This window comes from Brevundimonas sp. 357, assembly GCF_003938605.1.
In the GTDB taxonomy this organism is placed as follows: domain Bacteria; phylum Pseudomonadota; class Alphaproteobacteria; order Caulobacterales; family Caulobacteraceae; genus Brevundimonas.
This window is the reverse complement of the sequence record NZ_RHWX01000001.1, coordinates 41,378-63,877: the sequence shown is the minus strand read 5'-3', so window position 1 is coordinate 63,877 and position 22,500 is coordinate 41,378. Positions and strand designations below refer to the sequence as shown.

23 protein-coding genes are annotated in these 22,500 nt (G+C 69.1%); 13 read left to right on the top strand and 10 right to left on the bottom strand.

Annotated elements, in window-relative coordinates:
• Nucleotides 1-69: 69 nt before the first annotated feature.
• Nucleotides 70-981 (top strand): hypothetical protein, encoded by a 912-nt coding sequence (locus tag EGK63_RS00315; protein WP_125899384.1) that lies wholly within the window; start codon nt 70-72, stop codon nt 979-981.
• A 66-nt stretch (nt 982-1,047) separates the two neighbouring features.
• Here the strand turns inward: EGK63_RS00315 and EGK63_RS00310 are convergent, their stop codons facing one another.
• A complete protein-coding gene (locus EGK63_RS00310) occupies nt 1,048-1,404 on the bottom strand; it encodes a YciI family protein (protein WP_125899383.1) in 357 nt (118 codons plus the stop codon).
• Between the two features lie 70 nt (nt 1,405-1,474).
• Nucleotides 1,475-2,107, bottom strand: a complete 633-nt coding sequence (locus EGK63_RS00305; protein WP_125899382.1) for a TlpA disulfide reductase family protein — start codon at nt 2,105-2,107, stop codon at nt 1,475-1,477.
• Here EGK63_RS00305 and argH point away from each other — a divergent pair.
• From argH to lysA, 3 genes are read left to right on the top strand one after another with little or no spacing between them, the layout of a single operon-like run.
• Complete coding sequence (argH, locus tag EGK63_RS00300; protein ID WP_125899381.1) at nt 2,106-3,524, top strand: argininosuccinate lyase; 1,419 nt, start codon at nt 2,106-2,108, stop codon at nt 3,522-3,524. The two genes, EGK63_RS00305 and argH, sit on opposite strands and share 2 nt — an antisense overlap.
• The gene (locus EGK63_RS00295) at nt 3,521-3,772 is read left to right on the top strand and encodes a hypothetical protein (protein WP_243637510.1); all 252 of its coding nucleotides are present in this window, start codon (nt 3,521-3,523) and stop codon (nt 3,770-3,772) included. Before argH ends, EGK63_RS00295 begins: the two co-directional genes overlap by 4 nt.
• A 36-nt stretch (nt 3,773-3,808) precedes the next feature.
• Nucleotides 3,809-5,083 (top strand): diaminopimelate decarboxylase, encoded by a 1,275-nt coding sequence (gene lysA / locus EGK63_RS00290; protein ID WP_125899380.1) that lies wholly within the window; start codon nt 3,809-3,811, stop codon nt 5,081-5,083.
• 3 nt (nt 5,084-5,086) lie between these two features.
• Here the strand turns inward: lysA and EGK63_RS00285 are convergent, their stop codons facing one another.
• Nucleotides 5,087-5,626 (bottom strand): phosphoribosyltransferase, encoded by a 540-nt coding sequence (locus EGK63_RS00285; RefSeq protein ID WP_125899379.1) that lies wholly within the window; start codon nt 5,624-5,626, stop codon nt 5,087-5,089.
• A gap of 68 nt (nt 5,627-5,694) precedes the next feature.
• A complete protein-coding gene (locus EGK63_RS00280; RefSeq protein ID WP_125899378.1) occupies nt 5,695-6,468 on the bottom strand; it encodes an MJ0042-type zinc finger domain-containing protein in 774 nt (257 codons plus the stop codon).
• Nucleotides 6,469-6,537: 69 nt separating this feature from the next.
• On the opposite strand from EGK63_RS00280, the gene EGK63_RS00275 reads away from it, so the two are divergent.
• From EGK63_RS00275 to EGK63_RS00255, 5 genes are read left to right on the top strand one after another with little or no spacing between them, the layout of a single operon-like run.
• Nucleotides 6,538-7,269, top strand: a complete 732-nt coding sequence (locus EGK63_RS00275) for a cell division ATP-binding protein FtsE (protein ID WP_125899377.1) — start codon at nt 6,538-6,540, stop codon at nt 7,267-7,269.
• On the top strand, nt 7,266-8,147 hold the full coding sequence (locus EGK63_RS00270; protein WP_125899376.1) for an ABC transporter permease: 882 nt from the start codon (nt 7,266-7,268) through the stop codon (nt 8,145-8,147). Before EGK63_RS00275 ends, EGK63_RS00270 begins: the two co-directional genes overlap by 4 nt.
• A gap of 10 nt (nt 8,148-8,157) precedes the next feature.
• Nucleotides 8,158-8,808 carry a YdcF family protein gene (locus EGK63_RS00265; RefSeq protein WP_125899375.1) on the top strand — a complete coding sequence of 217 codons (651 nt, stop codon included), beginning with the start codon at nt 8,158-8,160 and terminating at the stop codon, nt 8,806-8,808.
• Complete coding sequence (locus EGK63_RS00260) at nt 8,805-9,518, top strand: 1-acyl-sn-glycerol-3-phosphate acyltransferase (protein WP_125899374.1); 714 nt, start codon at nt 8,805-8,807, stop codon at nt 9,516-9,518. The genes EGK63_RS00265 and EGK63_RS00260 overlap by 4 nt, the downstream gene beginning before the upstream one ends.
• A 51-nt stretch (nt 9,519-9,569) precedes the next feature.
• Nucleotides 9,570-10,361 carry a MipA/OmpV family protein gene (locus tag EGK63_RS00255; RefSeq protein ID WP_125899373.1) on the top strand — a complete coding sequence of 264 codons (792 nt, stop codon included), beginning with the start codon at nt 9,570-9,572 and terminating at the stop codon, nt 10,359-10,361.
• An 11-nt stretch (nt 10,362-10,372) separates the two neighbouring features.
• Here EGK63_RS00255 and hisC read toward each other — a convergent pair whose 3' ends face one another.
• Genes hisC through EGK63_RS00240 form a run of 3 tightly spaced genes read right to left on the bottom strand, consistent with a single transcriptional unit; the run spans nt 10,373 to nt 13,309 of the window.
• On the bottom strand, nt 10,373-11,488 hold the full coding sequence (gene hisC, locus EGK63_RS00250; RefSeq protein ID WP_125899372.1) for a histidinol-phosphate transaminase: 1,116 nt from the start codon (nt 11,486-11,488) through the stop codon (nt 10,373-10,375).
• A gap of 47 nt (nt 11,489-11,535) precedes the next feature.
• A complete protein-coding gene (locus EGK63_RS00245; RefSeq protein WP_125899371.1) occupies nt 11,536-12,228 on the bottom strand; it encodes a hypothetical protein in 693 nt (230 codons plus the stop codon).
• Between the two features lie 13 nt (nt 12,229-12,241).
• The gene (locus EGK63_RS00240) at nt 12,242-13,309 is read right to left on the bottom strand and encodes a DUF2125 domain-containing protein (RefSeq protein ID WP_125899370.1); all 1,068 of its coding nucleotides are present in this window, start codon (nt 13,307-13,309) and stop codon (nt 12,242-12,244) included.
• Between the two features lie 102 nt (nt 13,310-13,411).
• On the opposite strand from EGK63_RS00240, the gene EGK63_RS00235 reads away from it, so the two are divergent.
• Entirely contained in the window at nt 13,412-13,846 is a 435-nt protein-coding gene (locus EGK63_RS00235) for a VOC family protein (RefSeq protein ID WP_088410535.1), read from the top strand.
• A 5-nt stretch (nt 13,847-13,851) separates the two neighbouring features.
• On the opposite strand, the gene ybaK is transcribed toward EGK63_RS00235, so the two are convergent.
• Both ybaK and EGK63_RS00225 read right to left on the bottom strand, forming a co-directional pair.
• Nucleotides 13,852-14,325: a Cys-tRNA(Pro) deacylase gene (ybaK, locus tag EGK63_RS00230; RefSeq protein WP_125899369.1), complete on the bottom strand. Its 474-nt coding sequence runs from the start codon at nt 14,323-14,325 to the stop codon at nt 13,852-13,854.
• A gap of 2 nt (nt 14,326-14,327) precedes the next feature.
• On the bottom strand, nt 14,328-17,177 hold the full coding sequence (locus EGK63_RS00225; RefSeq protein WP_125899368.1) for an ATP-dependent DNA helicase: 2,850 nt from the start codon (nt 17,175-17,177) through the stop codon (nt 14,328-14,330).
• 58 nt (nt 17,178-17,235) lie between these two features.
• On the opposite strand from EGK63_RS00225, the gene EGK63_RS00220 reads away from it, so the two are divergent.
• Nucleotides 17,236-19,866, top strand: a complete 2,631-nt coding sequence (locus EGK63_RS00220) for a ligase-associated DNA damage response DEXH box helicase (protein WP_125899367.1) — start codon at nt 17,236-17,238, stop codon at nt 19,864-19,866.
• Nucleotides 19,863-20,594 carry a ligase-associated DNA damage response endonuclease PdeM gene (gene pdeM / locus EGK63_RS00215; protein WP_125899366.1) on the top strand — a complete coding sequence of 244 codons (732 nt, stop codon included), beginning with the start codon at nt 19,863-19,865 and terminating at the stop codon, nt 20,592-20,594. Before EGK63_RS00220 ends, pdeM begins: the two co-directional genes overlap by 4 nt.
• 32 nt (nt 20,595-20,626) lie before the next feature.
• Here pdeM and EGK63_RS00210 read toward each other — a convergent pair whose 3' ends face one another.
• Nucleotides 20,627-21,115 (bottom strand): Lrp/AsnC family transcriptional regulator, encoded by a 489-nt coding sequence (locus EGK63_RS00210; protein ID WP_125899365.1) that lies wholly within the window; start codon nt 21,113-21,115, stop codon nt 20,627-20,629.
• Between the two features lie 147 nt (nt 21,116-21,262).
• Between EGK63_RS00210 and EGK63_RS00205 the strand changes: the two genes are divergently transcribed.
• On the top strand, nt 21,263-22,492 hold the full coding sequence (locus EGK63_RS00205; protein WP_125899364.1) for a 3-methyl-2-oxobutanoate dehydrogenase (2-methylpropanoyl-transferring) subunit alpha: 1,230 nt from the start codon (nt 21,263-21,265) through the stop codon (nt 22,490-22,492).
• Nucleotides 22,493-22,500 lie beyond the last annotated feature (8 nt).

The window sequence follows — 22,500 nt, the reverse complement described above, 5'->3', positions numbered from 1 at the left end:
GATAGTTGTTAATTGACTCGTTGAGGTTGCGCGTCGAATCACGGCGTTATGTCAGCAGGAGTGCGCCTGATGATATTTAACCAAAAACGAATTCGTAACATTGCCCGTCACCTGGGGCACTTGCCTGAAGGGCAACGTCTGAGGGTCGTTGTGGACTCGACGCCTGACCGGTTAGTTCGTGTCGGTTTCGATGATCCGGTTGAGGGGGATGCGGTTCTTCCGAGCGCAATTGGGCCCATCACTCGATTCAATGCCGAGGGGCGTTACATTGTCCACAGGGATCGGCCTAAAGAAGAACGGTATATAACCACGATCGAGTGGAGCTGGGAGCAATGGCTGCCTGGCGGCGGAACTGAAACGGTCACCGACTACAAGGCCATCTACCGCTCGTGCTACCCGCGGACCTTCGTTGCGCCCCCCGCCATTGAGCTCACGTTCATGGCTGTGGTTGGGAGCGGCTACATCGTTTCAGATGAGTTGCTCTGGTCGAGCGCGACTTCCGACGAAGTGCAGCACGCCGTTAATGTGTTCTTGGAACTGTTTGGAAGCTGCGATGTCCGGACCCAAGATTTGGCCTCTGTCAAACCGCCGCCCATCCGTCGCGTGAATTGGCATTTGTTGCCCTCCGGTCAATACCCGTGGTCTGCAATCCGGGAGCATGTCCAGCAGGCTATTGGCCGACGGAGCGCGCGGTATGCTGGTCCGGTCATGTGGCGTCACCAAGTTCTAGGTCTGCTTGAGCCTGACGCTGTGTATGTCGGGGCGGGGGGGTTCCGGGACTACGTTGCGTTCGTGTTCCCCAAAAAGAAGCTCGCAATCCTCGAAAGCACTAAAGGTGGCAATGCTACCTACGTTTTTGGCGATGATTGGCAAACGGTATCACGCTTGACTAAAGCTGAAGTGTTGACTGGTGGGTTGCATCGCGACCGAATTATTCATGGGAGCGACTGGGAAGATCGCATACGTCGGTTAGTTGTGTAGTGACTTGCCGATTGATGTCACCTGAACCAAGTATCGAATCAGATGATGGCATAGGTAGAAGCGCACTCACCCCAGCACCGGCATCACCTCCACCCCGTCGCAGGGGAAGGGGTTCATGTGCGGGTGGTTCTCGAACAGGCGGGCCGCCGCCTCGTGGCTGTCGGCGCGCACGACCATGAAGACGGTCAGCAGGTTGACCACGTCCGTCACGGCGCCGTCGTCGTCGATGCGCTTGGTCGGGCCCAGCGGGCCGCCCTGAAAGACGATGGAGTCGCGGTGCGCCTCTTCCCATTCGGCGACGGCGGCGACGCCGAGGCGGGCCGTCTCGGCCTGCTCGGCCTCGCTCATGGCGCGCCAGGCCCGCCATTTGGGGCCGGTCTTGTCGCTGGTGAAGACGGCCAGGTAATGGGTCTCAACGCTCATTGCAGCCTCCTGTGCGGCTGGAGGATCAACCCTTTGGGCCGTCTCCGACAAGCAGCGCCGGAGGCTGGCCTCAGCCTCCGGCCAGCAGGTCGTCGATCAGGGCTTTGGCCTCGGGGCTGGCCCAGTCGGCCTCGCCGACCAGCACGGCGCGAACCTGACCCCGGCGGTCCAGCACCATGGTCTGGGGCATGGCGCCCTTGCCGGGGAATTCGAAGGCCAGCTGGAACTTGGGATCGATGTAGAATTCCAGCGGCGCGTGGTCGGCGATGAAGGCGCGGGCGTCGTCGACGGTCTTTTCCGCGTCCATGCTGACGGTCACTACGGCGAAGTCGTCGCGCGTCTTGTAGTGGTCGGCCAGGGCGGCCAGGGTCGGCATCTCGATCCGGCACGGGGCGCACCATGTGGCCCACAGATTCACCACCGTCACCTTGCCTGCGAAGTCGGCGAAGCGCACCTCCTGTCCGGCGGCGTTGCGGAAGGCGTAGTCGGGAGCCGGGGCGGGCGGCGGCGCCTGCAACCGGGCCAGGGAGCCGCGCGCATAGGTGATCAGCCGCGTGCTCGGCTGTTTCGGCGCGGCTGAAACGGGCGCGGAGTCTTTGCGCCCCTGATGATGATTGACGTATAGCAGCGCCGCGCCCACGCCGATCACGCCGATCACCGCGAACGTCGCCACGCCCGCCCAAGTCCGCCCAGAGCCGCTCATGTCCGATACGCCTTCCAAACCACAGCAAGATGTCCCCGCTCAGGGGCAGTCTCTATGGGGCGGGCGCTTCAGCGCCAAGCCCGCCGACATCATGCAGGCCATCAACGTCTCCATCGGCGTCGACAAACGCCTGTGGGCGCAGGATCTGGCCGGATCGCGGGCCCATTGTCGCATGCTGGCCCAGCAGGGCATCATCCAGCCGGCCGACGCCGAGGCCATCCTGGGCGGTCTGGACGTCATCGAGGGCGAAATCCGGGACGGCTCCTTCCCCTTCCGCGACGCTTATGAAGACATTCACATGAACGTCGAGGCCCGCCTGTCGGAACTGATCGGCGAGCCGTCGGGGCGTCTGCACACGGCGCGCAGCCGCAACGATCAGGTGGCGACGGACTTCCGCCTGTGGGTGCGCGACGCCTGCGATCGCACCGTGGCGCAACTGAAGGATCTGCAGGCCGCCCTGCTGGACCGGGCGGAACAGCACGCGGGCGACCTGATGCCGGGCTTCACCCATCTGCAGACGGCCCAGCCGGTGACCTTCGGCCACCATCTGATGGCCTATGTCGAGATGTTCGGCCGTGACGCCGGGCGCTTCGCCGACGCCCGCGCCCGCATGAACGAGAACCCGCTGGGCGCCGCCGCCCTGGCCGGGTCGCCCTTCCCCATCGACCGCCACATGACGGCCAAGGCGCTGGGCTTCGACCGCCCGATGGCCAACAGCCTGGACGCCGTTTCGGATCGCGACTTCGCCCTGGAAAGCCTGGCCGCCGCCTCCATCGCGGCGGGCCACCTGTCCCGTCTGGCCGAGGAGATCGTGGTGTGGATGACGCCGATGTTCGGTTTCGCCACCCTGCCCGACGACCTGACCACCGGCTCGTCCATCATGCCGCAGAAGCGCAACCCCGACGCCGCCGAGCTGGTGCGGGCCAAGACGGGCCGCATCAACGGCGCCCTGATCGCCCTGACCACGGTGATGAAGGGCCTGCCGCTGGCCTATTCCAAGGACATGCAGGAGGACAAGCCGCCGGTGTTCGAGGCCTTCGACGCGCTCGACCTGGCGCTGACGGCCATGACCGCCATGGTCGCCGTGATCCGCCCCAACACCGAGAAGATGGCCGCCGCCGCCGGCGCGGGCTTCTCGACCGCCACCGATCTGGCCGACTGGCTGGTGCGCGAGCTGAACCTGCCCTTCCGCCAGGCGCACCACGTCACCGGCGCCGCTGTGAAGCGGGCCGAGGCCCTGGGCCTGGGGCTGGGCGAATTGCCGCTGACGGAATTGCAGGCCCTGGATGGCCGGATCACCGAAGGCGTGTATGAAGTGCTGACGCCCGAAGCCTCCTGCGCCAGCCGCCAGAGCTTCGGCGGCACGGCGCCGGAACAGGTCCGCGCGCGCATCGCCGACTGGAGAAGCCGCCTGTGACGAAGACGTCTGTGAAGAAGACCCTGATCCTGGCGGGCGCCGCCGCCCTTCTGCTCTCGGCTTGCGGCCGCATGGCCGACCTCGAACCGCCGCAAGGCGCGACGCCGAAGAAGCAGACCGAGCGCGCCATCCGCGACCGCTCGGCCGAGCACCTGCCCGAGCCGGCGATGCAGAACCTGCCGCCGCGCCAGATGCCCATCGACAACGGCGCGTCCGACCCGTTCGGCAAGCCGCCGCAGGTGAACTGAGCCTTCGCTCCGACCTTCTGACTGGACGCCCCGCCGGTGCACCATTTCGATCTCAAGGACGGCGTCCTGCACGCCGAGGGCGTCTCGCTGGAGACGCTGGCGGAGACGGTCGGCACCCCGACCTACGTCTATTCCTCGGCGACGCTGCGCCGTCACTACGGCCTGCTGCGCGAGGCGTGCGACGGGCATAAGGACGCGCTGGGCGAGGCCCTGATCGCCTTCGCGGTCAAGGCCAACTCCAACCTGTCGGTGCTGGCCACCCTGGCGAAACTCGGCTGCGGCGCAGATACCGTGTCCGAGGGCGAGATCCGCCGAGCCCTGACTGCGGGCGTTCCGAGCGAGCGCATCATCTTCTCGGGCGTGGGCAAGACCGACGCCGAACTGGCCTTCGCCATCGATGTCGGCGTGCGCCAGATCAACGTCGAATCCTCGGCCGAACTGGACCGGCTGATCGCCGTCGCGGCCGCCAAGGACGCCGCCCCCGCCATCGCCATCCGCGTCAATCCCAAGATCGGCGCCGGCGGCCACGCCAAGATCACCACCGGCGGCGCGGGCGACAAGTTCGGCGTGCCGGTGGAAGAGGCGATGACCCTCTACGCCCGCGCATCAAACTCGCCTCACGTGACGCCTGTGGGTCTGGCCTGCCACATCGGCAGCCAGATCACCGACCTGGCTCCGCTGGAGGCCGCCTTCCGGGTGCTGCGCCAGATGACGGAAGACCTGCGCGCCCAGGGACACGGCGTCACCCGCCTCGATCTCGGCGGCGGCCTGGGCGTGCCCTACTACGGCGAGACGGCGACGCCGTCCCCGGCCGACTACATCGCCATGGCTGCGCGAGTGCTGGACGGGCTGGATGTCGAGGCGGCCTTCGAACCGGGGCGCCTGATGGCCGCCAACGCCGGCGTCCTGCTGAGCCGGGTCATTCAGGTCAATGAACGGACGGACGGCCGTCGCTTCCTGGTGCTGGACGCGGCGATGAACGATCTGATGCGTCCGGCCCTCTACGACGCCTTCCACGACCTGAAGCCGGTGCGGCCGACGGCGGGCGAAGCCCTGCCCCACGATGTCGTCGGCCCGGTCTGCGAGACCGGCGACACCTTCGCGCGCGATCGCGACCTGCCGCCGTTGAAGGCAGGCGACCTGGTGGTCTTCATGAGCGCAGGAGCCTATGGCGCGGTGATGAGCGGCGAATACAATACCCGCCCCCTGGCCGCCGAGGTTCTGGTCGACGGCGACCGCTACGCCGTCATCCGCCCACGCCCGACCTATGACGAGATGTTCGCCCGCGAGCCGATGGCGGACTGGCTCTAAGCCTCAGTCCAGCGCGCAGATGTCCGGCAGGCCGCGCATTCCGCCCGCGTGGTCCAGGCCATAGCCCACCAGGAAGCGGTTCGGCGCCTCCCAGCCGACGAAGTCGGGCTCGGGCGCGCGGGGCTTGGGCCAGGGCTTGCGGGCGAAGACGCAGGTCAACACCTCGGCGGCGCCCGCCTCCCGCGTGATCCGCACCGCCTCGGCCAGCGACAGGCCGGTGTCGAACACGTCATCCAGAATCAGCACCTTCCGCCCGTCGAGCGAGCGCTGATAGGGGGCGCGGACCTCGATCCGGCCCCGGCTGGTCTGTTCGTCGCCGTAGGAGGCCAGCCACAGGGCGTCGAAGCGGACGTTGCGACCCTCGCGCGCCAGGGCGCGGGTCAGGTCGGCGGCGAACCACAGCCCGCCGGTCAGCAGGACGGCGGCCACCGTCTCATCGTCGACATGGGGGGCGATGCGCCGCGCCAGATCGGCCACGACGGCCTCGATCTCGGCCTGGGACAGAAGAACCGTGGGGGCGGGGGGCGCTTGGATGTCAGCCATGCCCGGCGATACCGCCTGGACAGGGGGTGAGTCGAGAGGCGAAGGCGCTTGACCAAGGTCGAAGGCGTTCAGCGGCGCAGGCCGCCGTCTTCACGCGGGGATGCTTCTTCATGTGGCCGAGGCGGAGCCTTGGCGGGAGGCATGAGGATGAATTTTGTCGTCATCTTTGCACCCTTGCCCTGGGGGTCGGCGATGACTACGGCGAAGCCCTTGACCTGGCCGGGCAGGACGGGCGGCCCGTCCAGGCGCACCACGCGGCTGGCCACCTCCACGCCGCGCTCGTCCTGAAGCACGGCGCGAATGGGAGGCGAGACCACTTCGGTCTCGCGGATATTGCGCACGGCGCCGGAGACGACGACCTTGCCCGGATCGTGCGAAGCGACGCGCGCCCGTTGGGCCTCGAACTCCAGGCCCACGATGTTCACGTCCAGGCCCAGCGTTTCATAGGCGCCGGCGGTGACCGGGAATTTCCGGACGATCTCCTCGCGGAACAGCACGCCGCCGGTGATCAGGCCCAGGACGACCGCCGCCGCCGCCGCCCAGGCGGCGCCTGCCGCCGCCGCCTTGCGCACCCGGCGCTTGCGCTCGGCCTTGGCGCGGAAGGCGCGGGGCAGTTCGGGCGCGGGCGTCTCCGCCAGGCTCTCGGGCGAGGTTTCCTCGATGGTTTCGGTCGGCGTGACGGCGTTGGCGCCCGCTGCGGGCTCCAACTCCAGCGGCGCGTCTTCCAGGCTGGCGCGCCAGTCATGGCCGCACGTCTTGCAGCGCACGCGGCGACCGTTGGGGCCGATCGCCTCATCTGAAACGAAATAGCTAGTGGCGCAGGCGGGGCAGGTCAGTATCATGTCAGCTGACTGCGAGGCTTATCGCCCCCTCCTGTCGCGGCGCAACGCCCCGGTCCAATACGAAACCCGATGCCTGATTCGAACCGCCGCGCCGCTGACCCGGATTCCACACCCGACACCGTCCGCCTGAAGGGCGTGGGTTTCGGCTATACGGACAGGCCCGCCGTGCTGCGGGACGTTAACCTTACACTGCCAAACGGCTCTTTCCACTTCCTTACCGGACCTTCGGGCGCGGGCAAGTCGTCGTTGTTGAGATTGCTGACCCTGGCGGCCCGGCCGCAGGCGGGGCGAATCAGCCTGTTCGGCCGCGAGGTGACGCATCTGCCGCGTCGCGACGTTCCCGCCTTTCGCCGTCGCATGGGCGTGATTTTCCAGGACTTCCGCCTGCTGGACCATCTGTCGGCGTTCGACAACGCCGCCCTGCCGCTGCGTCTGGCGGGAGAGGGGACGGGTGACTACGCCGAGGACGTGCGAGAGATGCTGCGCTGGGTCGGTCTGGGTCAGCGGTTGGACGCCTTGCCGCCGACGCTGTCGGGCGGAGAGAAGCAGCGCCTGGCCATCGCCCGGGCCGTGGTCACGCGCCCCCGGCTGATCCTGGCCGACGAACCGACGGGCAGCGTTGACGCGGCCATGGCTGAGAAGCTGATGCGCCTGTTCCAGTCGCTGCACCGACTGGGCGCCACTGTCCTGATCGCCAGCCACGACGAAGTCCTGGCCGAGCGGAGCGGTGCGAGCGTCCTGCGGCTGGAAGGCGGACGACTGGGCCTGATCCGCGAAGCCGCTTCGGAGACGGCGTCATGATCGGTCGACGGCGTTCAGCCCGTCCTGAACTTCTGCCGCGTGAGACGGGCGGCGAGCGTTGGCTGGTCGTGGTCATCGCCGTCCTGTGTTTCCTGGCGTCCATCGCCGCCGTCGGCGCCATGGCGGCTGACCGGGCGGCGCACGGTTGGGCCGGGCGCCTGCGGGCCGAGGTCACGGTTCAGGTGCGGCCGCGCGTCGATGAGACCGGACCCGCCGCCGCTGCGCGCGCCGCTGAAGTTCTGGCCGGGGTCAAGGGGGTGTCCGAGGCCGAGGCGCTGGACCGCAAGGCGGCGGAGACCCTGTTGCGGCCCTGGGTGGGAGAAGCCGTGCTGCCGGATCTGCCTCTGCCGTATCTGGTGACGGCCCGTCTCGACGCAGAGGCGCCGGCGGGCGCGCCGACGATGAGTCGGGCTCTGGCTGAAGCGGGCCTGGACGCTACGGTTGATGATCACAGCCTCTGGCGCGGCGAGGTCGAGCGCTCGGCGGGCTTCATCACTGCGCTGGCGGGTGCGGCCTTCCTGCTGATCGCGGCGGCGACGGGGGCGGCTATCGCCTACGCCACCCGCGCAGGAATGGCGGCGCAGGCCGCGGTAATTGAAACTTTGGAGCTGAACGGCGCCTCGGACGGAGCGATCGCGGCGCTGTTTCAGCAGCGGTTCGGCCTGTTGGCGGCGACCGCGGGCGCGGCGGGCGCGGGATTGGCGGCGCTGATGCTGGCCGCGCTGCGCCTGATCGGCGGCGAAGGCGGACTGACCCCGGCCCTGCCGCTGGCCTGGGTCGATCTGCTGGTGTTGATCGCCTGCCCGCTGCTGGCCGGCGCCGTCGCCGTGCTGGCCGCCCGCCTCACGGCGCTGGCGAAGCTGGGCCAGCGTAGCTAGTTAGTCTCCTATGAAGTTCCTGACGCTGATCGCCGTGGTGGCGCTGATGTGGCTGACGGGCCTGTTCGTCTTCGCCGAGCGGGTGCGCGAGTTCACGCCTGCGCCCGACCCCGCACGGGCCGACGCCGTCGTCTCCCTGACCGGCCCTTCGGCCGAGCGCGTCAACGCGGCCATCCGCCTGCTGGAGCAGGGCAAGGGCGACCGGCTGCTGATCTCGGGCGTCAATCGCGAGGTCCGCCGTCAGGAGCTGCGCGCCCTGACGCCGGGCTCCAGCAAGCTGTTCAACTGCTGCGTCGACCTGGGTTTCGAGGCTGAGAACACCGTCGGCAACGCCCAGGAGATCGCCGCCTGGGCGCGGTCCAAGGGCTATGACCATCTGATCGTCGTCACCTCCGACTACCATATGCCGCGCAGCCTGCTGGAAATCCGCGGGGCCGCGCCGGGGGTGAAGCTGACGCCGTATGCGGTCTCCACGCCCTCGCTGGACGACGCCGGGTGGTGGCGCGCGACCGAGACCGCTCGGCGCATGGCGCTGGAATACATGAAGTACCTGGCCGTGCTGGGCCGCGAGGGAATGCACCGCCTGACCGGCCGTCACCCCGAACGCCCTGGCCCGACCGCTGAGGCCGACGCCTCCGAACCGAGCAAGACCGCCGCATGACGACCGTCCGATCCCTGATCTTCACCCTGTGGCTCTACCTGTCGATGCCGCTGTTCGCCGTCGGCCTGTCGCCGGCGCTGCTGATGCCGCACGGGGTCGCCATGGGGGTGATCAAGCTGTGGGCGCGTTTCGCCCTGTTCGGCTTGCGCTGGATCGCCGGGGTCAAGGTCGAGGTGCGCGGGCTTGAGCATCGCCCGACCGGCCCGGCCCTGATCGCCGCCAAACACCAGGGCATGCTGGACGTCATCGCCCCCTTCGCCTTCCTGGACGACGCCTGTTTCGTGATGAAGAAGGAGCTGATGCCTCTGCCCTTCTTCGGCTGGTTCGCCTGGAAGACGAAGATGATCGCCGTCGACCGCGCCGCCCACGCCAAGGCGCTGAAGGACATGGTGCGCCAGACCCGCGCGCGTCTGGCCGAGGGCCGTCAGATCCTGATCTTCCCCGAGGGCACCCGCACGACGCCGGGCGAACCGGCCGACTACAAGCCCGGCGTCGCCGCCATCTATCGCGACGTCGAGGCGCCCTGCTGGCCCGTCGCCACCAACTCGGGCGTCCACTGGCCGGCGCACGGCTTCAAACGCTATCCGGGTACGGTCGTTTTCGAATTCCTGCCGCCGATCCCGGCCGGTCTGAAGCGCGCCGCCTTCATGGCTGAGCTGGAAAGCCGGATCGAAGGGGCCTCGACCGCCTTGTTGCCGCCTAAAACCTAGGCTTTGGAGAGCGGGCCTCTATATCATCAGCCGTTGACCTGGGACTCGCTCATGATTTCACGCACCAACCTCCGCCTCGCTCTGCTGACCGTCGCCGTCGCGGGCCTGCCTGTCGCAGCCATGGCGCAGTCGCAGCCGTTCATACCGGCAGAGGCCCCGCAGACGTGGAAGGTCGACATCGGCGGCGGCGTGGTGCGCGGCTTCAGCGCCACCGGCAACAATAGCGACGAGGCCAGCTTCACCGCCTGGGGTTCGGCCTCCTATCGCGATATCGTCTACGCCAACGGCCTGGACGGCCTGGGCTGGAATGCGATCAAGCGCGACGGTTTCCACGCCGGCGTCCAACTGCGCCCCCGCTTCGCGGCGGGCGACATCGACGGCATGGATCGCCCGGAGTTGGGCGCCGATGCGGCGCTCTACGCCTACAAGCGCCTGCCGGGGAACATCGTCGTGGGCGGCCGCATCCAACATGATGCCACCGGCGACGACGCCGGAATGGAATACTACGGCTCCATCAGCCACCAGCGCGTGACTCGCGTCGGCCTGCTGCAGACCATGGCCTATATGCGCGCCGCCGACGATGAACGGGTCCAGCGCTACTACGGCGTCAGCGCAGCCGAGGCCTCAAGCAGCGGCTTCACCGCCTTCGAACCCTCGGGCGGACTGTCGGCGGCGGGGGCGGCGGCCCTGCTGGCCATCCCGATCGGCGATCGCTACGGCATGGGCGCCTTCGTCAACTATGAACAGCGCCTGGGCGACATCAAGGACAGCCCCCTGATCGAGGACGACTACATCTGGCGCGCCGGGGTGATCGGCGTGGTGCGCTTTAACAGCGGGGACTAGACCCTGAGGCCTCAGCGCGCCGCGAACTCGCTGAGGGCGTCGATGACGGCGCGGTTCTGGTCCGCCGTTCCGACCGTGATCCGCAGGCAGTCCGGCAGGCCGTAGCTCGCCACGCCGCGCACGATGATCCCCTGGGACTGCAGATAGTCCTGCGCCGCCGAGGCGGGGCGCTTCGCATCCGGGAAGCGGATCAGGATGAAGTTGCCCGAGGCGGGCAGCACCTCGAACCCGAAGCCGCGCACGGCCTGGATCAGGCGCGGCCGCCACTCGGCCACCAGATCGCGCGAGGCCTTCTGGTGCGCCTCGTCGCCCAGGGCGGCGATGGCCGCCTCGATCCCCGGAACGGAGACGTTGAACGGCAGGCGAATGCGGTCGATCGCCTGCTCGACCGCCGGCGGCGCATAGCCGAAGCCGACCCGCAGGCCGCCCAGGCCGTGCAGCTTGGAGAAGGTGCGGGTGACGACGACGTTGGGCGCCGTGCGCGCCAGATCGAAGGCGCTTTCCCAGTCCGGCTCGGTCACGAACTCGGCGTAGGCTTCGTCGATCACCAGGATGACGTGGGCGGGCAGGCCCGCGTGCAGGCGGCGGATCTCCTCGCCCGTGGCGAAGCTGCCGGTCGGATTGGCCGGGTTCGACAGATAGACCAGCTTGGTCCGCGCATCGACCAGGGCCAGCATGGCGTCGACGTCGGCGCGGAAGCCCGGCTCAGCCGCCAGCCTGATCTCGGCCTGACAGGCGCGGGCCGAGATTTGATAGGCGACGAAGGCGTACTGGCTGGTGACGATGTTGTCCCCAGCCTCCAGATAAGTCTGGTTCAGCAGGGCGAAGACCTCGTCCGAGCCGTTGCCGAAGATCAGTCGTTCCGGCTCCAGCCCATGCGCTTCGGCCACGGCCGCGCGCAGGCGGTCGGCCCGGCCGTCGGGATAGAGGTGGATCGAAGAGACGGCGGTGGCGAAGGCCTCGCGCGCCTTCTCGCCCGCGCCCAGGGCGTTTTCGTTCGAGGACAGCTTGATCGGCTTGGCCACCCCGGCGATGGCGCTCTTGCCGCCGACATAGGGGGCGATGTCCAGCACGCCGCTCTTGGGTTGAGGCGCGCCGCCGGACGGCGCCTGTTTCGCTTCGGTCATGCGCGCGTCATCCCCTGCCGGTCGCAATATATGTCAGCCGCAATATGTCAGAAGACGGGAGCGGCGCCGATGACGCCGGTCAGGCCGCCGGGCGCGCCGTCCAGCCTGACGTCTTCCGCCTGCACATAGCCCGTCAGGACGAACAGCTTCAACCCGCCGCCGCCCGACAGAAATTCGGCCGCCAGACCCGCCTGCCCCAGAGCCTCGACGATGCGCGCATCCGGCCAGGCGCTGTCCGTGACCCAGAAGGTGCGGTCGTCGCCCGTCGGCCCCGGCGCCTCGGTCCCGACCATCAGGGCGCGCGGCGTCCCGGCCGCGTCATCCGGCAGGGCGGCGATGATCTTCAGCATGGGCAGGGCCAGCAACCGCCCCCACCACGGCCGCGCCGACAGATCGATCAGGGCGCGCGCCTTCTGCGCCGCGCCGTCGCGCACGGCGATCAGGGCCTGATCCGCCTCGGCCATCGGCCGCGCCGCCAGCCCCCAGCGATCCGCCGCCAGCACCTGCGACAGCGCCCCGCAGGCGATCAAGGGCCGCCCGTCCGCCGCCTCCAGCCGCCCCAGCACGGCGCGCACCGCCGCCTTTTCCGACAGGCTCGTTCCCGATAGAACGGCCCGCAGGGCGATGGCGTCGCCGTCGACCGAGCCGCGCGGCCCCGCCGCCAGCCGGGCGCGGGCGGCCACGGCCACGGCCCGCTCCAGCGACAGGCGCGCTTCGTCGGCGGGCGGCTCGATCAGCATGACAATGGCAGCATCAGAACAGCTGCGGCGCGGGCGCCAGGGCGAACGGCCCCAGATAGGTGCGCCCGCCGCGGAACAGGATGGCCAGCTCCACGCCCTGACCTGCGTCGCCGGTCCCGCCCTGAGGCGTCGCGGCGGCGGCCCTGGCCGCGGCGGCGCGGTCCAGCGCCCCGCCCTGCTGGGCGCCCGCCAGGCCGACGATGGCCGCCAGCGGCTTCTCGGCGCGCACGAAGACCTGACCCTCCAGCCGCCCCTTGGCGTCCGCCGACAGGGCGTCGCTGGAGACGAAAGCCTTGCTCTCGCCCGCCTGAAGCTGGCCCTTCACGTCGATGAAACGACCGCCCGCCGCCGTCCAGGCGGTCAGCAAGCCCTTGGCGTCCGCCCCCTTGCGCAAGGCCGAGGCCTTTTCGATCACCGCCTCGATCTGGGCGTTCAGCATCCCCGACTGGGTAAAGCCTTCGACCGGGCCGTTCGGGCGGCCCTCGCCGTCGACCAGACGGAACAGCACGTCCACATCATCGGTCGGCGTGTCCGAGCCGACCAGGTGCGGCCGCATGTAGAATTGCACCAGACGCGCCTGCTTCACCGGGAAGGGCTCGGCGTCCGGCAGGGCGGTGAAGACCGGCTTCTCCAGCTCCAGCGCCACATTGGGCCAGCGCTGCGTCAGGCCGTGCACGCTCATGCGGATGCCCTCGGCGCGGATGGCGGTCTTGCCCTTCTCGCCGCGCGTGACGGTCAGGCCGTCCGGCGCCGCCAGCACCCAGCGCGTGGGATTGTAGGCGTTGGCCTGGGCGATCATCTCGGGCGCCGCGATCGCATGGCCGGACGGGGCGACGACGTCCAGATGCTTGATCGTCACCCGCGCATGCATGGGCCAGCCGGTGGTGGAAATCCCGGCGTGCTCGATCGTCCAGCCGCCTTGTTGCAACCCGGCGATCTTGGCCTCCATGCGGTGCTCGATCTGCTGGGTCAGGAAGAACCACCAGCCGGTCCACAGGACCAGGCCCACGGCGACGATGACGAAGGGAATGATCAGCCCCTTGCGGCTGTGATGCGGGGCGGCGGCGCTCGTGTCGGTCATGTGCGCGCTTTAGCAGGACGCGAGGCTGCTGACACGTCCTGTCAGCAGGAACAGGCCAGGTTGCCGCCCGTTCGAATCGCAATCTGACAGGAGACGAAGACCATGGAGACGCAGCAGCTTCATCGCGGTCGGCTGATCGACCACCTGCAACTGGTGACGCCGGACCTTGAGGCCAGTCGTCGCTTCTACGGCGCGGTGCTGGAGGCCCTTGGCGTGCCGATCGCCGGCGAAGCCGAACGCTTTTTCTGGGCCGACGAGCTGTTCGTCTCGGCGGTGGACAGCATCGCGGCGCAGGGTCGGCCGACCGGCCGCTGCCACCTGGCCTTCCAGGCCAAGGATCGCGCCATGGTCGAGGCCTTCCACAAGGCGGGCCTGGCGGCGGGCGGAACCGACAACGGCGCGCCGGGCGAGCGGCCCTATCACCCCGGCTACTACGCCGCCTTCCTGCTGGACCCGGACGGCAACAACATCGAGGCGGTGTTCCACGGCGAGGCCGAGCGTTCCGCCGACAGCGTGGTCGTGACGTTCGAGAGCTAGGCTGATCAGGCCGTCAGGTCCGCCCACGTCGCCGCGCAGGCCCGCGCGGCCTCGTCGGGCGCCAGCTCCAGCAGCAGGCCGCGCCGGCCGCCGTTGATCAGCACCCGGTCGAACAGGATCGCCGTCTCGTCGATGAAGGTCGGGACGGCCTTCCGCTGGCCGAAGGGACTGACCCCGCCGACCTTGAAGCCGGTCAGACGCTCGGCGTCGGCGGGCTTCATCATCTGCGCCGACTTGCCCCTGGCGGCGGCGGCCAGCTTCTTCATGCTGACCTCGCAGTCGGAGGGCACGACGACGCAGACGGGCTTGGCGTCCACCAAGGTCATCAGCGTCTTGAACACCTGCTCGGGCGCCCAGCCCAGGGCCTCGGCCGCCTGCAACCCCACGCGCGGCGCGTCGGCATCGTAGTCGTAGGGGTGCAGTTCGAAGGCGACGCCGGCCTTGCTCAGGGCGACGGTGGCGGGGGTGGTGCGCGACATGGTCAGCCGATCTGCTCCGCCAGGAAGCCCTTGGTCAACTCCACCGTCTCGGCCAGCCCCAGACGCAGCACCTCCGTCCCCGGCGGCAGGGCGGCGAACAGGCGGGTCGGGCAGGCGGCGTCCAGCATGACGAAGACGCCCCGGTCGTCGGCCCGACGGATCAGGCGTCCGAACGCCTGGGCGATGCGCCCGCGCGCCAGGGCGTCGTCCCAGGAGCGACCGCCCGAACCCGTGCCGAACCGCTCGCGCCGCGCCTTGTGCAACAGGTCAGGGCGCGGCCACGGCACGCGGTCGAAGGCCAGAACGCGCAAGGACCGCCCCGGCACGTCCACGCCGTCCCTGACCGCATCGGTGCCTAGCAGACAGCTGTCCCGTTCAGCCCGGAAGACGTCGACCAGCGCCCCGACCTCCAGCGGATCGACGTGCTGGGCGTAGAGCGGCAGACCCGCCCGCGCCAGCTCCGGCCCCAGCCGCTCATAGACCGCCTTCAGCCGCCGGATGGCGGTGAACAGGCCCAGTCCTCCGCCGCCCGCCGCCAGAAACAGCTCGCGCATGGCCGCCGCGATCTGGCGCGGGTCGTCCTTGACCAGATCGTTGACGACGATGACCCGGCTGTTGGTCGCATAGTCAAAGGGGCTGTCGACCTTCAGCGTGCGCGCCGGTTCGATCAGGCGCGCAGCCCCGGTGCGCATCCGGGCGAGGTCGAACGGGTCTTCCGCCGCCGGGTCGGTCAGGGTGGCGCTGGTCACCAGCACCCCGTGCGACGGCATGACCACCGCCGCCCCCAGGGGCACGGTGGGGTCGATCCAGTGGCGACGCAGGGCCACGTCGTGGATGCGGCCGAAGGCGGCTTCGGCTGACAACCAGTCGACGAAGTCGGGGTCGGGTTCGTCGCCCCCTTCCTCCAGCGCCGCCAGCATGGAGCGCCAGCCCGGCAGGGTCATGCGCGCGCGCCGGTCGAGCCCGCGCAGCGAGCCCTCGATGCGGGCGCGGGCAGCGCCGTCCAGTTCGGCCGCCTCCTCGTCGAGGATGTCTTCCAGATGGCGCGACAGGGCCAGCAGGGGCGCCTCGACATCGGCGATGGCGCGGGCGGCCTCGCGCGCGGCTTCCAGCACCGGCTCGGCGACGGGGCGCAGGGCGCACTCCAGGCCGAACTCGGCGCCGCCGGTCTCGGCCGCGCGGGCGCGCAGCTGCTCCAGCGCCGCGACCAGAAACCGCTCGATCGGCCCGATGGGGTTCACTTCGCCGGACGCCGGAGCGATGCGACCTGACACCCCTTCGCCCGGCAGTTGGGCGGCGGCCTGAAGCGCGTCCTTCAGGGCCTTGGATGCGGCTTCATTGTCGGCGGTCAGATCGCCCAATCTCTGTTCCAGTCCGCGCCCGCGACGGCCGCGCCCCTCCGGCCCCCGGATCCAGCGGCGCAGCTCGGCCGCTTCCTGCCCAGACAGACAAGCGGAGAAGGCGCTGTCCGCCGCGTCGAACAGGTGGTGGCCCTCGTCGAAGACGATGCGCTTCAGCGCCGCCGTCTCGCCGTCCTGCTTCAGGCCGCGCGCGGTGCGGGCGCCGTCGAAGGCGGCCTGGGTCATCACCAGCGCATGATTGGCCACCACCAGATCGGCGCGACGGCTGGCGCGAATGGTCTTTTCGACGAAGCACAGGCGATAGTGGGGACAGGCGGCGTGGACGCACTCCCCGCGCCGGTCGACCAGATTGGCCGGGCCCGCCTGATGCATGGGCGCGGTGGCATAGAGGCCGGACAGCCAGCCGGGATAGTCGCCCCCGGTCATGTCGCCGTCGCGGGTATGGGCGGCCCAGCGCGCGGCCAGGGCCATGCCGATCAGGTCGCCGTTCCCCAGCTGCGCCGCCTGCACCATGTCCTGAAGATTCAGCAGGCACAGGTAGTTCTCGCGCCCCTTGCGCACCACCGTCTTGCGGCGGCGCTCGGCCTCATCGGGCCACAGGGCGCGGCTCTCGCGATCGATCTGACGTTGCAGGGCGCGGGTGTAGGTGGAGATCCACGCCGCCCCGGCGTTGCGCTCGGCCCACAGACTGGCGGGCGCCAGATAGCCCAGCGTCTTGCCCGTGCCGGTCCCCGCCTCGGCCAGGAGGACGCGCGGGCGGCCCTCCTCATTGCGGGGCGAGAAGGCATAAGCGGCCTCGGCTGCATAGTCGGATTGGGCGGGCCGCGTCTCGTCCAGACCCGAGGCCTGAAGCAGCTTGTCCAGACGGATGCGGGCGCTCTCAGAATCGACGGGGGCCGACCCGGCCTCGCCGCGCGGCGCCTCGTCCTCCCACTCCTGCAGCCGCGCCCAGACGTCGAGGCCCGAGCCGCGCTGCTGGCGGCTCCGCAACGGCCCGGCGCGCAGGGCCTGAAGCACCCGCGACGCCCAGCCCCAGCCCGCCCGCTCCAGCGTCAGGGCCAGCGTATAGGCCTCCTCCCGCCCCGGATAGGCGGGCGCGGCCAGCTCGGCCAGCAGGTCGGCGGCGGCGGCGCGCAGGGCGGCGGCCTGGGCCTCGGCCCCCCTCGGCTCCTCGCGCCCGAGCGCCAGCGCCAGTCCGCTGGCCGACGGAGCGCAGAACCGGGCCGGGCGCACGAAGGCGAACAGCTCCAGCGCATCCAGCATTTCGGTCGAGCGCGGCGGCGGCGCCAGACCCAGCCGTCGCGCCGTCAATCCGGCGTGGGCGACGATGACGTCGGCGCCCGTGAACAGGCCTTCGGCCGCGCCCCGCCCGATCTTTCGCGCGCCCTGATCGTCGCACACGGCCCCGGCCCCCGGCGGCGTAGCCAGCGCGGGCGGCAGGTCGAACGTCAGGGACGGAACGGTCCGGATGTCGGCGGATTCAGCAGTCACCCTCGCTCAATAGCGCCAGAGGTGATGAAACGGAACGGGAACATGTTATAGGCTTGGCGTGACGACGCTGATCACTGCAACGCTTCCGCCCCTGTTCGCCGACTGGTTCGCCGGTCGGGGTTGGTCGCCGCGTCGGCATCAGCTGGACATGGTCGCGGCGGCGAAGGCCGGACAGCACGCCCTGCTGGTGGCGCCGACAGGCGGGGGCAAGACGCTGGCGGGCTTTCTGCCCAGCCTGATCGATCTGGCCGAGCGGGGGGCAAGGCCGCAGACCGGGCCGGGGGCGGGCGTCCATACCCTCTATCTGTCGCCGCTGAAGGCCCTGACCACCGACGTCGAGCGCAATCTGATGACGCCCATCCGCGAGATCGGGCTGAACATCCACGTCGAGAGCCGCACCGGCGACACCAAACAGTCCAAGAAGCAGCGCCAGCGCGACTTCCCGCCCGACATCCTTTTGACCACGCCGGAGCAGTTGGCCCTGTTCTGCGCCTGGGAAGGGGCGCGGTCTTATTTCGCCGATCTGAAGTGCGTGGTGCTGGACGAGGTCCACGCCATCTGGAGCGGCAAGCGCGGCGATCTGCTGGCGCTGGGGCTGGCGCGGTTGCAGACGTTCGCGCCGAAGATGCGGCGAGTGGCCTTGAGCGCCACGGTGGACGATCCGCAAAAGATCGCCGACTGGCTCTCCCCTTCTCCCCTTGTGGGAGAAGGTGGCAGGCGAAGTCTGACGGATGAGGGGTCTCGCAACGTTTCCGAACCCTCTTCATCCAGCCCCGAAGGCACCCCTCATCCGAGCCCTTCGGGCCCGCCTTCTCCCACAAGGGGAGAAGGAATTCGCGTCGTCCTCGGCGACCCCGGCGCGCCGCCGATGATCGACGTGCTGGTCAGCGAGGGCCGCGTGCCCTGGGCCGGGCACACCGGCGTCCACGCCATCCCCGAGGTCTACGACGCCATCAAGCAGGCAGGCCTCAGCCTGATCTTCGTCAACACCCGCTGGCAGGCTGAGTTCGTCTTCCAGTCGCTGTGGGCGATCAATGAGGACGACCTGCCGATCGCCCTGCACCACGGCTCCCTGGCGGCCGAACAGAGGCGCAAGGTCGAGGCGGCGATGGCGCGCGGCGATCTGAAGGCCGTGGTCTGCACCTCGACGCTGGACCTCGGCATCGACTGGGGCGACGTCGATCTGGTCATCCAATTGGCCGCGCCCAAGGGGGCCAGCCGTCTGGTCCAGCGCATCGGCCGGGCCAATCACCGGCTGGACGAGCCGTCGCACGCCCTGATGGTGCCTGCCAGCCGCTTCGAGATGCTGGAGTGCCAGGCGGCGCGCGAGGCCGTGGCCGAGAACGCCTTCGACTGGGAGCCGGAGCATACCGGCACGCTGGATACGCTGGCCCAGCACGTCATGGGCTGCGCCTGCTCGGAAGCCTTCGACCTGGCCGACCTGTTCGCCGAGGTGACGACGGCCGGTCCCTATCGCGGCCTGACCTATGAAGCCTTCGAGGAGGTGGTCGATCTGGTCGCCACCGGCGGCTATGCGCTGCGGACCTATGACCGCTTCGCCCGCATCGTGCGGACGGGCGACGGCAAATGGACGGTGCGCAACGCCCAGATGGCCCAGCGGCACCGGATGAACGTCGGCGCCATCGTCTCGGCCGCCAACCTGAATGTGCGGGTCGCGGGGCGACGCGCGGGCGGCAAACACCTGGTCGCAGGCCGCAAGATCGGCGAGGCCGAGGAGTGGTATTTCGAGCAGATGACGCCCGGCGACACCTTCGTCTTCGCCGGTCAGGTCTGGGCCTTTCAGGGCATCGTCAAGACCGACGCCCTCGTCTCGCCCGCCGTCGATAAAGACCCGAAGATTCCTTCCTACGGCGGCTCCAAATTCCCGCTGGGCACGTCGCTGGCCGAACGGGTGCGGCGCATGGTGCAGGACCGCGATCACTGGCGCGTCCTGCCGCCCGATGTGCAGGAGTGGCTGGAGCTGCAAGACCTGCGCAGCGCCATCCCCGAAGCCGAGACTCTGCTGGTCGAGACCTTCCCGCGCGGGACGCGGCATTTCCTGGTCGCCTATCCGTTCGAGGGGCGGCTGGCGCATACGACGCTGGCCATGCTGCTGACGCGGCGGCTGGACCGGATGGGCGTCGGGCCGCTGGGCTTTGTGGTGACGGACTATTCGCTGGCCATCTGGTCGATCCGGCCGATGGACGACCTCGATCTGGACGCCCTGTTCGAACCGGACATGCTGGGCGACGACCTGGAGGCCTGGCTGGAGGAGAGCTTCATGATGAAGCGGTCCTTCCGCAACTGCGCCCTGATTTCGGGCCTGATCGAGCAGCGCCAGCCGGGGGCGGAGAAGACCGGGCGGCAGGTGACGTTCTCGACCGACCTGATCTACGACGTGCTGCGGCGGCATCAGCCGGACCATCTGCTGCTGAGGACGGCGCGGGCGGATGCGGCGACGGGCCTGCTGGACGTGGCGCGGTTGGGCCAACTACTGAGCCGCATCCACGGCCGCATCGTCCATAAGGCGCTGGACAGGCCCTCGCCCTTCAGCGTGCCGGTGCTGGTGCAGATCGGGCGCGAACGCGTCGGGGGAGACGCCGCCGAGATGATTCTGGATGAAAGCGCTGAAGCCCTGATCGCCGAAGTCATGGAAGACGCGCCTGACGCGCTGAAAGGGGCGGCGTGAACGACGCCCTGCGCGCAACCCTGTCCCCGTTCCGCCATCCGTGCGGCGGGCTGAAGCTGACGGTCAACGGCGAAGCCTGCGTGCTGCGCTGTTCCGGCGCCCTGTGGCTGCCGACGCATCAAACCCTGATCGCCTCGGACCTGCACCTGGAGAAGGGCTCGGCCTTCGCCGCGCGCGGTCAGATGCTGCCGCCCTATGACAGCCCCGCAACCCTGGCGCGGCTGGAGGCCGAGATCGAGGCGCTGGACCCACGCATGGTCGTGCTGCTGGGCGACAGCTTCCACGATTCAAAAGCGGTGTCGCGCATGGACGGCGCCCAGCTGGCGCGGCTGGAGAAGTTGGCGGCCGGGCGCGACTGGGTCTGGCTGGAGGGGAACCATGACCTCGACGCTCTGGCCGGGGCGCTGGACCAGTTGCCGGGCCGGGTGGTCGAGACGATGGCGCTGGGCGGCCTGTTCCTGATCCATGAGCCGCAGGTCGAGCCCGCGCCGGGCGAAGTGGCGGGCCATCTGCATCCCGCCGCCCGGGTCGCCGCCTATGGCCGGGGCGTGCGCCGCCCCTGCTTCGTCACCGACGGGCGGCGGCTGATCCTGCCCGCCTTCGGCGCCTTCACCGGCGGGCTGGACGTGCGCGATCCGGCGATCACGGGCCTGTTTCCCGTCCCGCCGCTGACCGCCCTGCTGGGGCGGGACAAGGTTCACGCCGTCGCCTTCGATCGCCTGAGCTGACGAAAGACGACGGCGCGACCAAGGTCAGGGGGTCAGCCGACGTGCGGCGTGACGATGCCCAGGGGCAGGGTGGTGACGCTCTTCACGCCGCGTGTGACGATGTGGCTCTCGCAGTTGGAGACGATGCCAAGCGTCAGCAGCTTGTCGCGCAGGAACTGGTCGAAGGCATGCATGTCGGTGGTGATGATGCGCAGGACATAGTCTTCGCGACCGGTGATGGTGGCGCATTGCACCACCTCGGGCCAGCCCTCGACGGCTTCCTCGAAGATGGTGAGGTTCTCGCGGGTCGGCAGGCTCAGCTTGACGATGGCGTAAACTTCGAAGTCCAGGCCCAGGAGGCCAGCGTCGAGCAAAGTGACGCGCTTGCGTATCAGGCCGCTATCCTCCAATCTCTTGATCCGTCGCCAGCAGGGCGAAGCGGAGAGACCGACCCGATCGGCCACCTCGGCGACGGACAGGCCCGCGTCCTGCTGAAGGATGTCGAGGATGCGCGCGTCGATAGGATCGAGTTCGTCGGCCAAAGGCTTTCTCCGAATTAGGTTTCGGCGCAATAAAATACCTCAAATTGGCTTTTGGCAAGGGTATTTTTAGGAGAGCCAACAATCACGCGCCATGCTATGCCCTCTGCATAGAGGAAACGCGGACGGTTCAACCGGACGGGAGGCATAATGAAAAACACCCCGACCCTGTCGCTGCGCGTGCCGGAGCCTTCGGGCCGCCCGGGCGATGCGCCTGATTTCAGCCATCTGAAGCTCGATGCGCCGGGCGCTGTCGACCGCCCGGAGGTCAGCACGACGCCTGCTGAAATGCGCGATCACGCCTTCCGCCTGATCCGCGTGCTGGACGATGAAGGCAAGGCCGTCGGCCCGTGGGATCCCAAGCTGGACCCTGAGACGATGCGTCGCGGCCTGAAGGCCATGATCCTGACGCGCGCCTTCGACGACCGGATGCACCGCGCCCACCGCCAGGGCAAGACCAGCTTCTATATGAAGTGCACCGGCGAAGAGGCCATCGCGGTCGCCCAGGGCATGATCCTGAGCCGCGAGGACATGGGCTTCCCCACCTATCGCCAGCAGGGCCTTCTGATCGCGCGCGACTATCCGCTCGCGACCATGATGAACCAGATCTATTCGAACGCCGAAGACCCCATCAAGGGCCGCCAGCTGCCGATCATGTATTCGGCCAAGGACTACGGCTTCTTCACCATCTCGGGCAATCTGGGCACCCAGTATATTCAGGCCGTGGGCTGGGGCATGGCCTCGGCCATCCGCGGCGACGACAAGATCGCCATCACCTGGATCGGCGACGGCTCGACGGCCGAGAGCGACTTCCACTCGGCCCTGACCTTCGCCGCCGTCTATCGCGCGCCGGTCATCCTGAACATCGTCAACAACCAGTGGGCCATCTCGTCCTTCCAGGGCATCGCCGGCGGGCTTGAGACCACCTTCGCGTCCAAGGGCATCGGCTATGGCCTGCCCGCCCTGCGCGTCGACGGCAACGACTTCCTGGCCGTCTGGGCCGCGACCCAGTGGGCCGAGGAGCGCGCCCGCACCAATCAGGGCGCGACGATCATCGAGCTGTTCACCTATCGCGGCGCCCCGCACTCGACCTCGGACGACCCCAGCCGCTATCGCCCTGGCGACGAGCACGAGAAGTGGCCGCTGGGCGACCCGATCGCTCGCCTGAAGCAGCACCTGATCGGTCTGGGAGAATGGTCGGACGAACAGCAGGAAGAAGCCGAGAAGGAAGCGGTCGAGAAGGTCCGCGCCGCCGCCAAGGAATCCGAAGCCATCGGCACCCTGGGCCAGTCGCGTCCCAGCGTGAAGACCATGTTCGAGGAGGTCTATGCGACCGAGGACTGGCGCCTGGTCGAACAGCGCCGCGAAGTGGGAGTCTGAGTGATGGC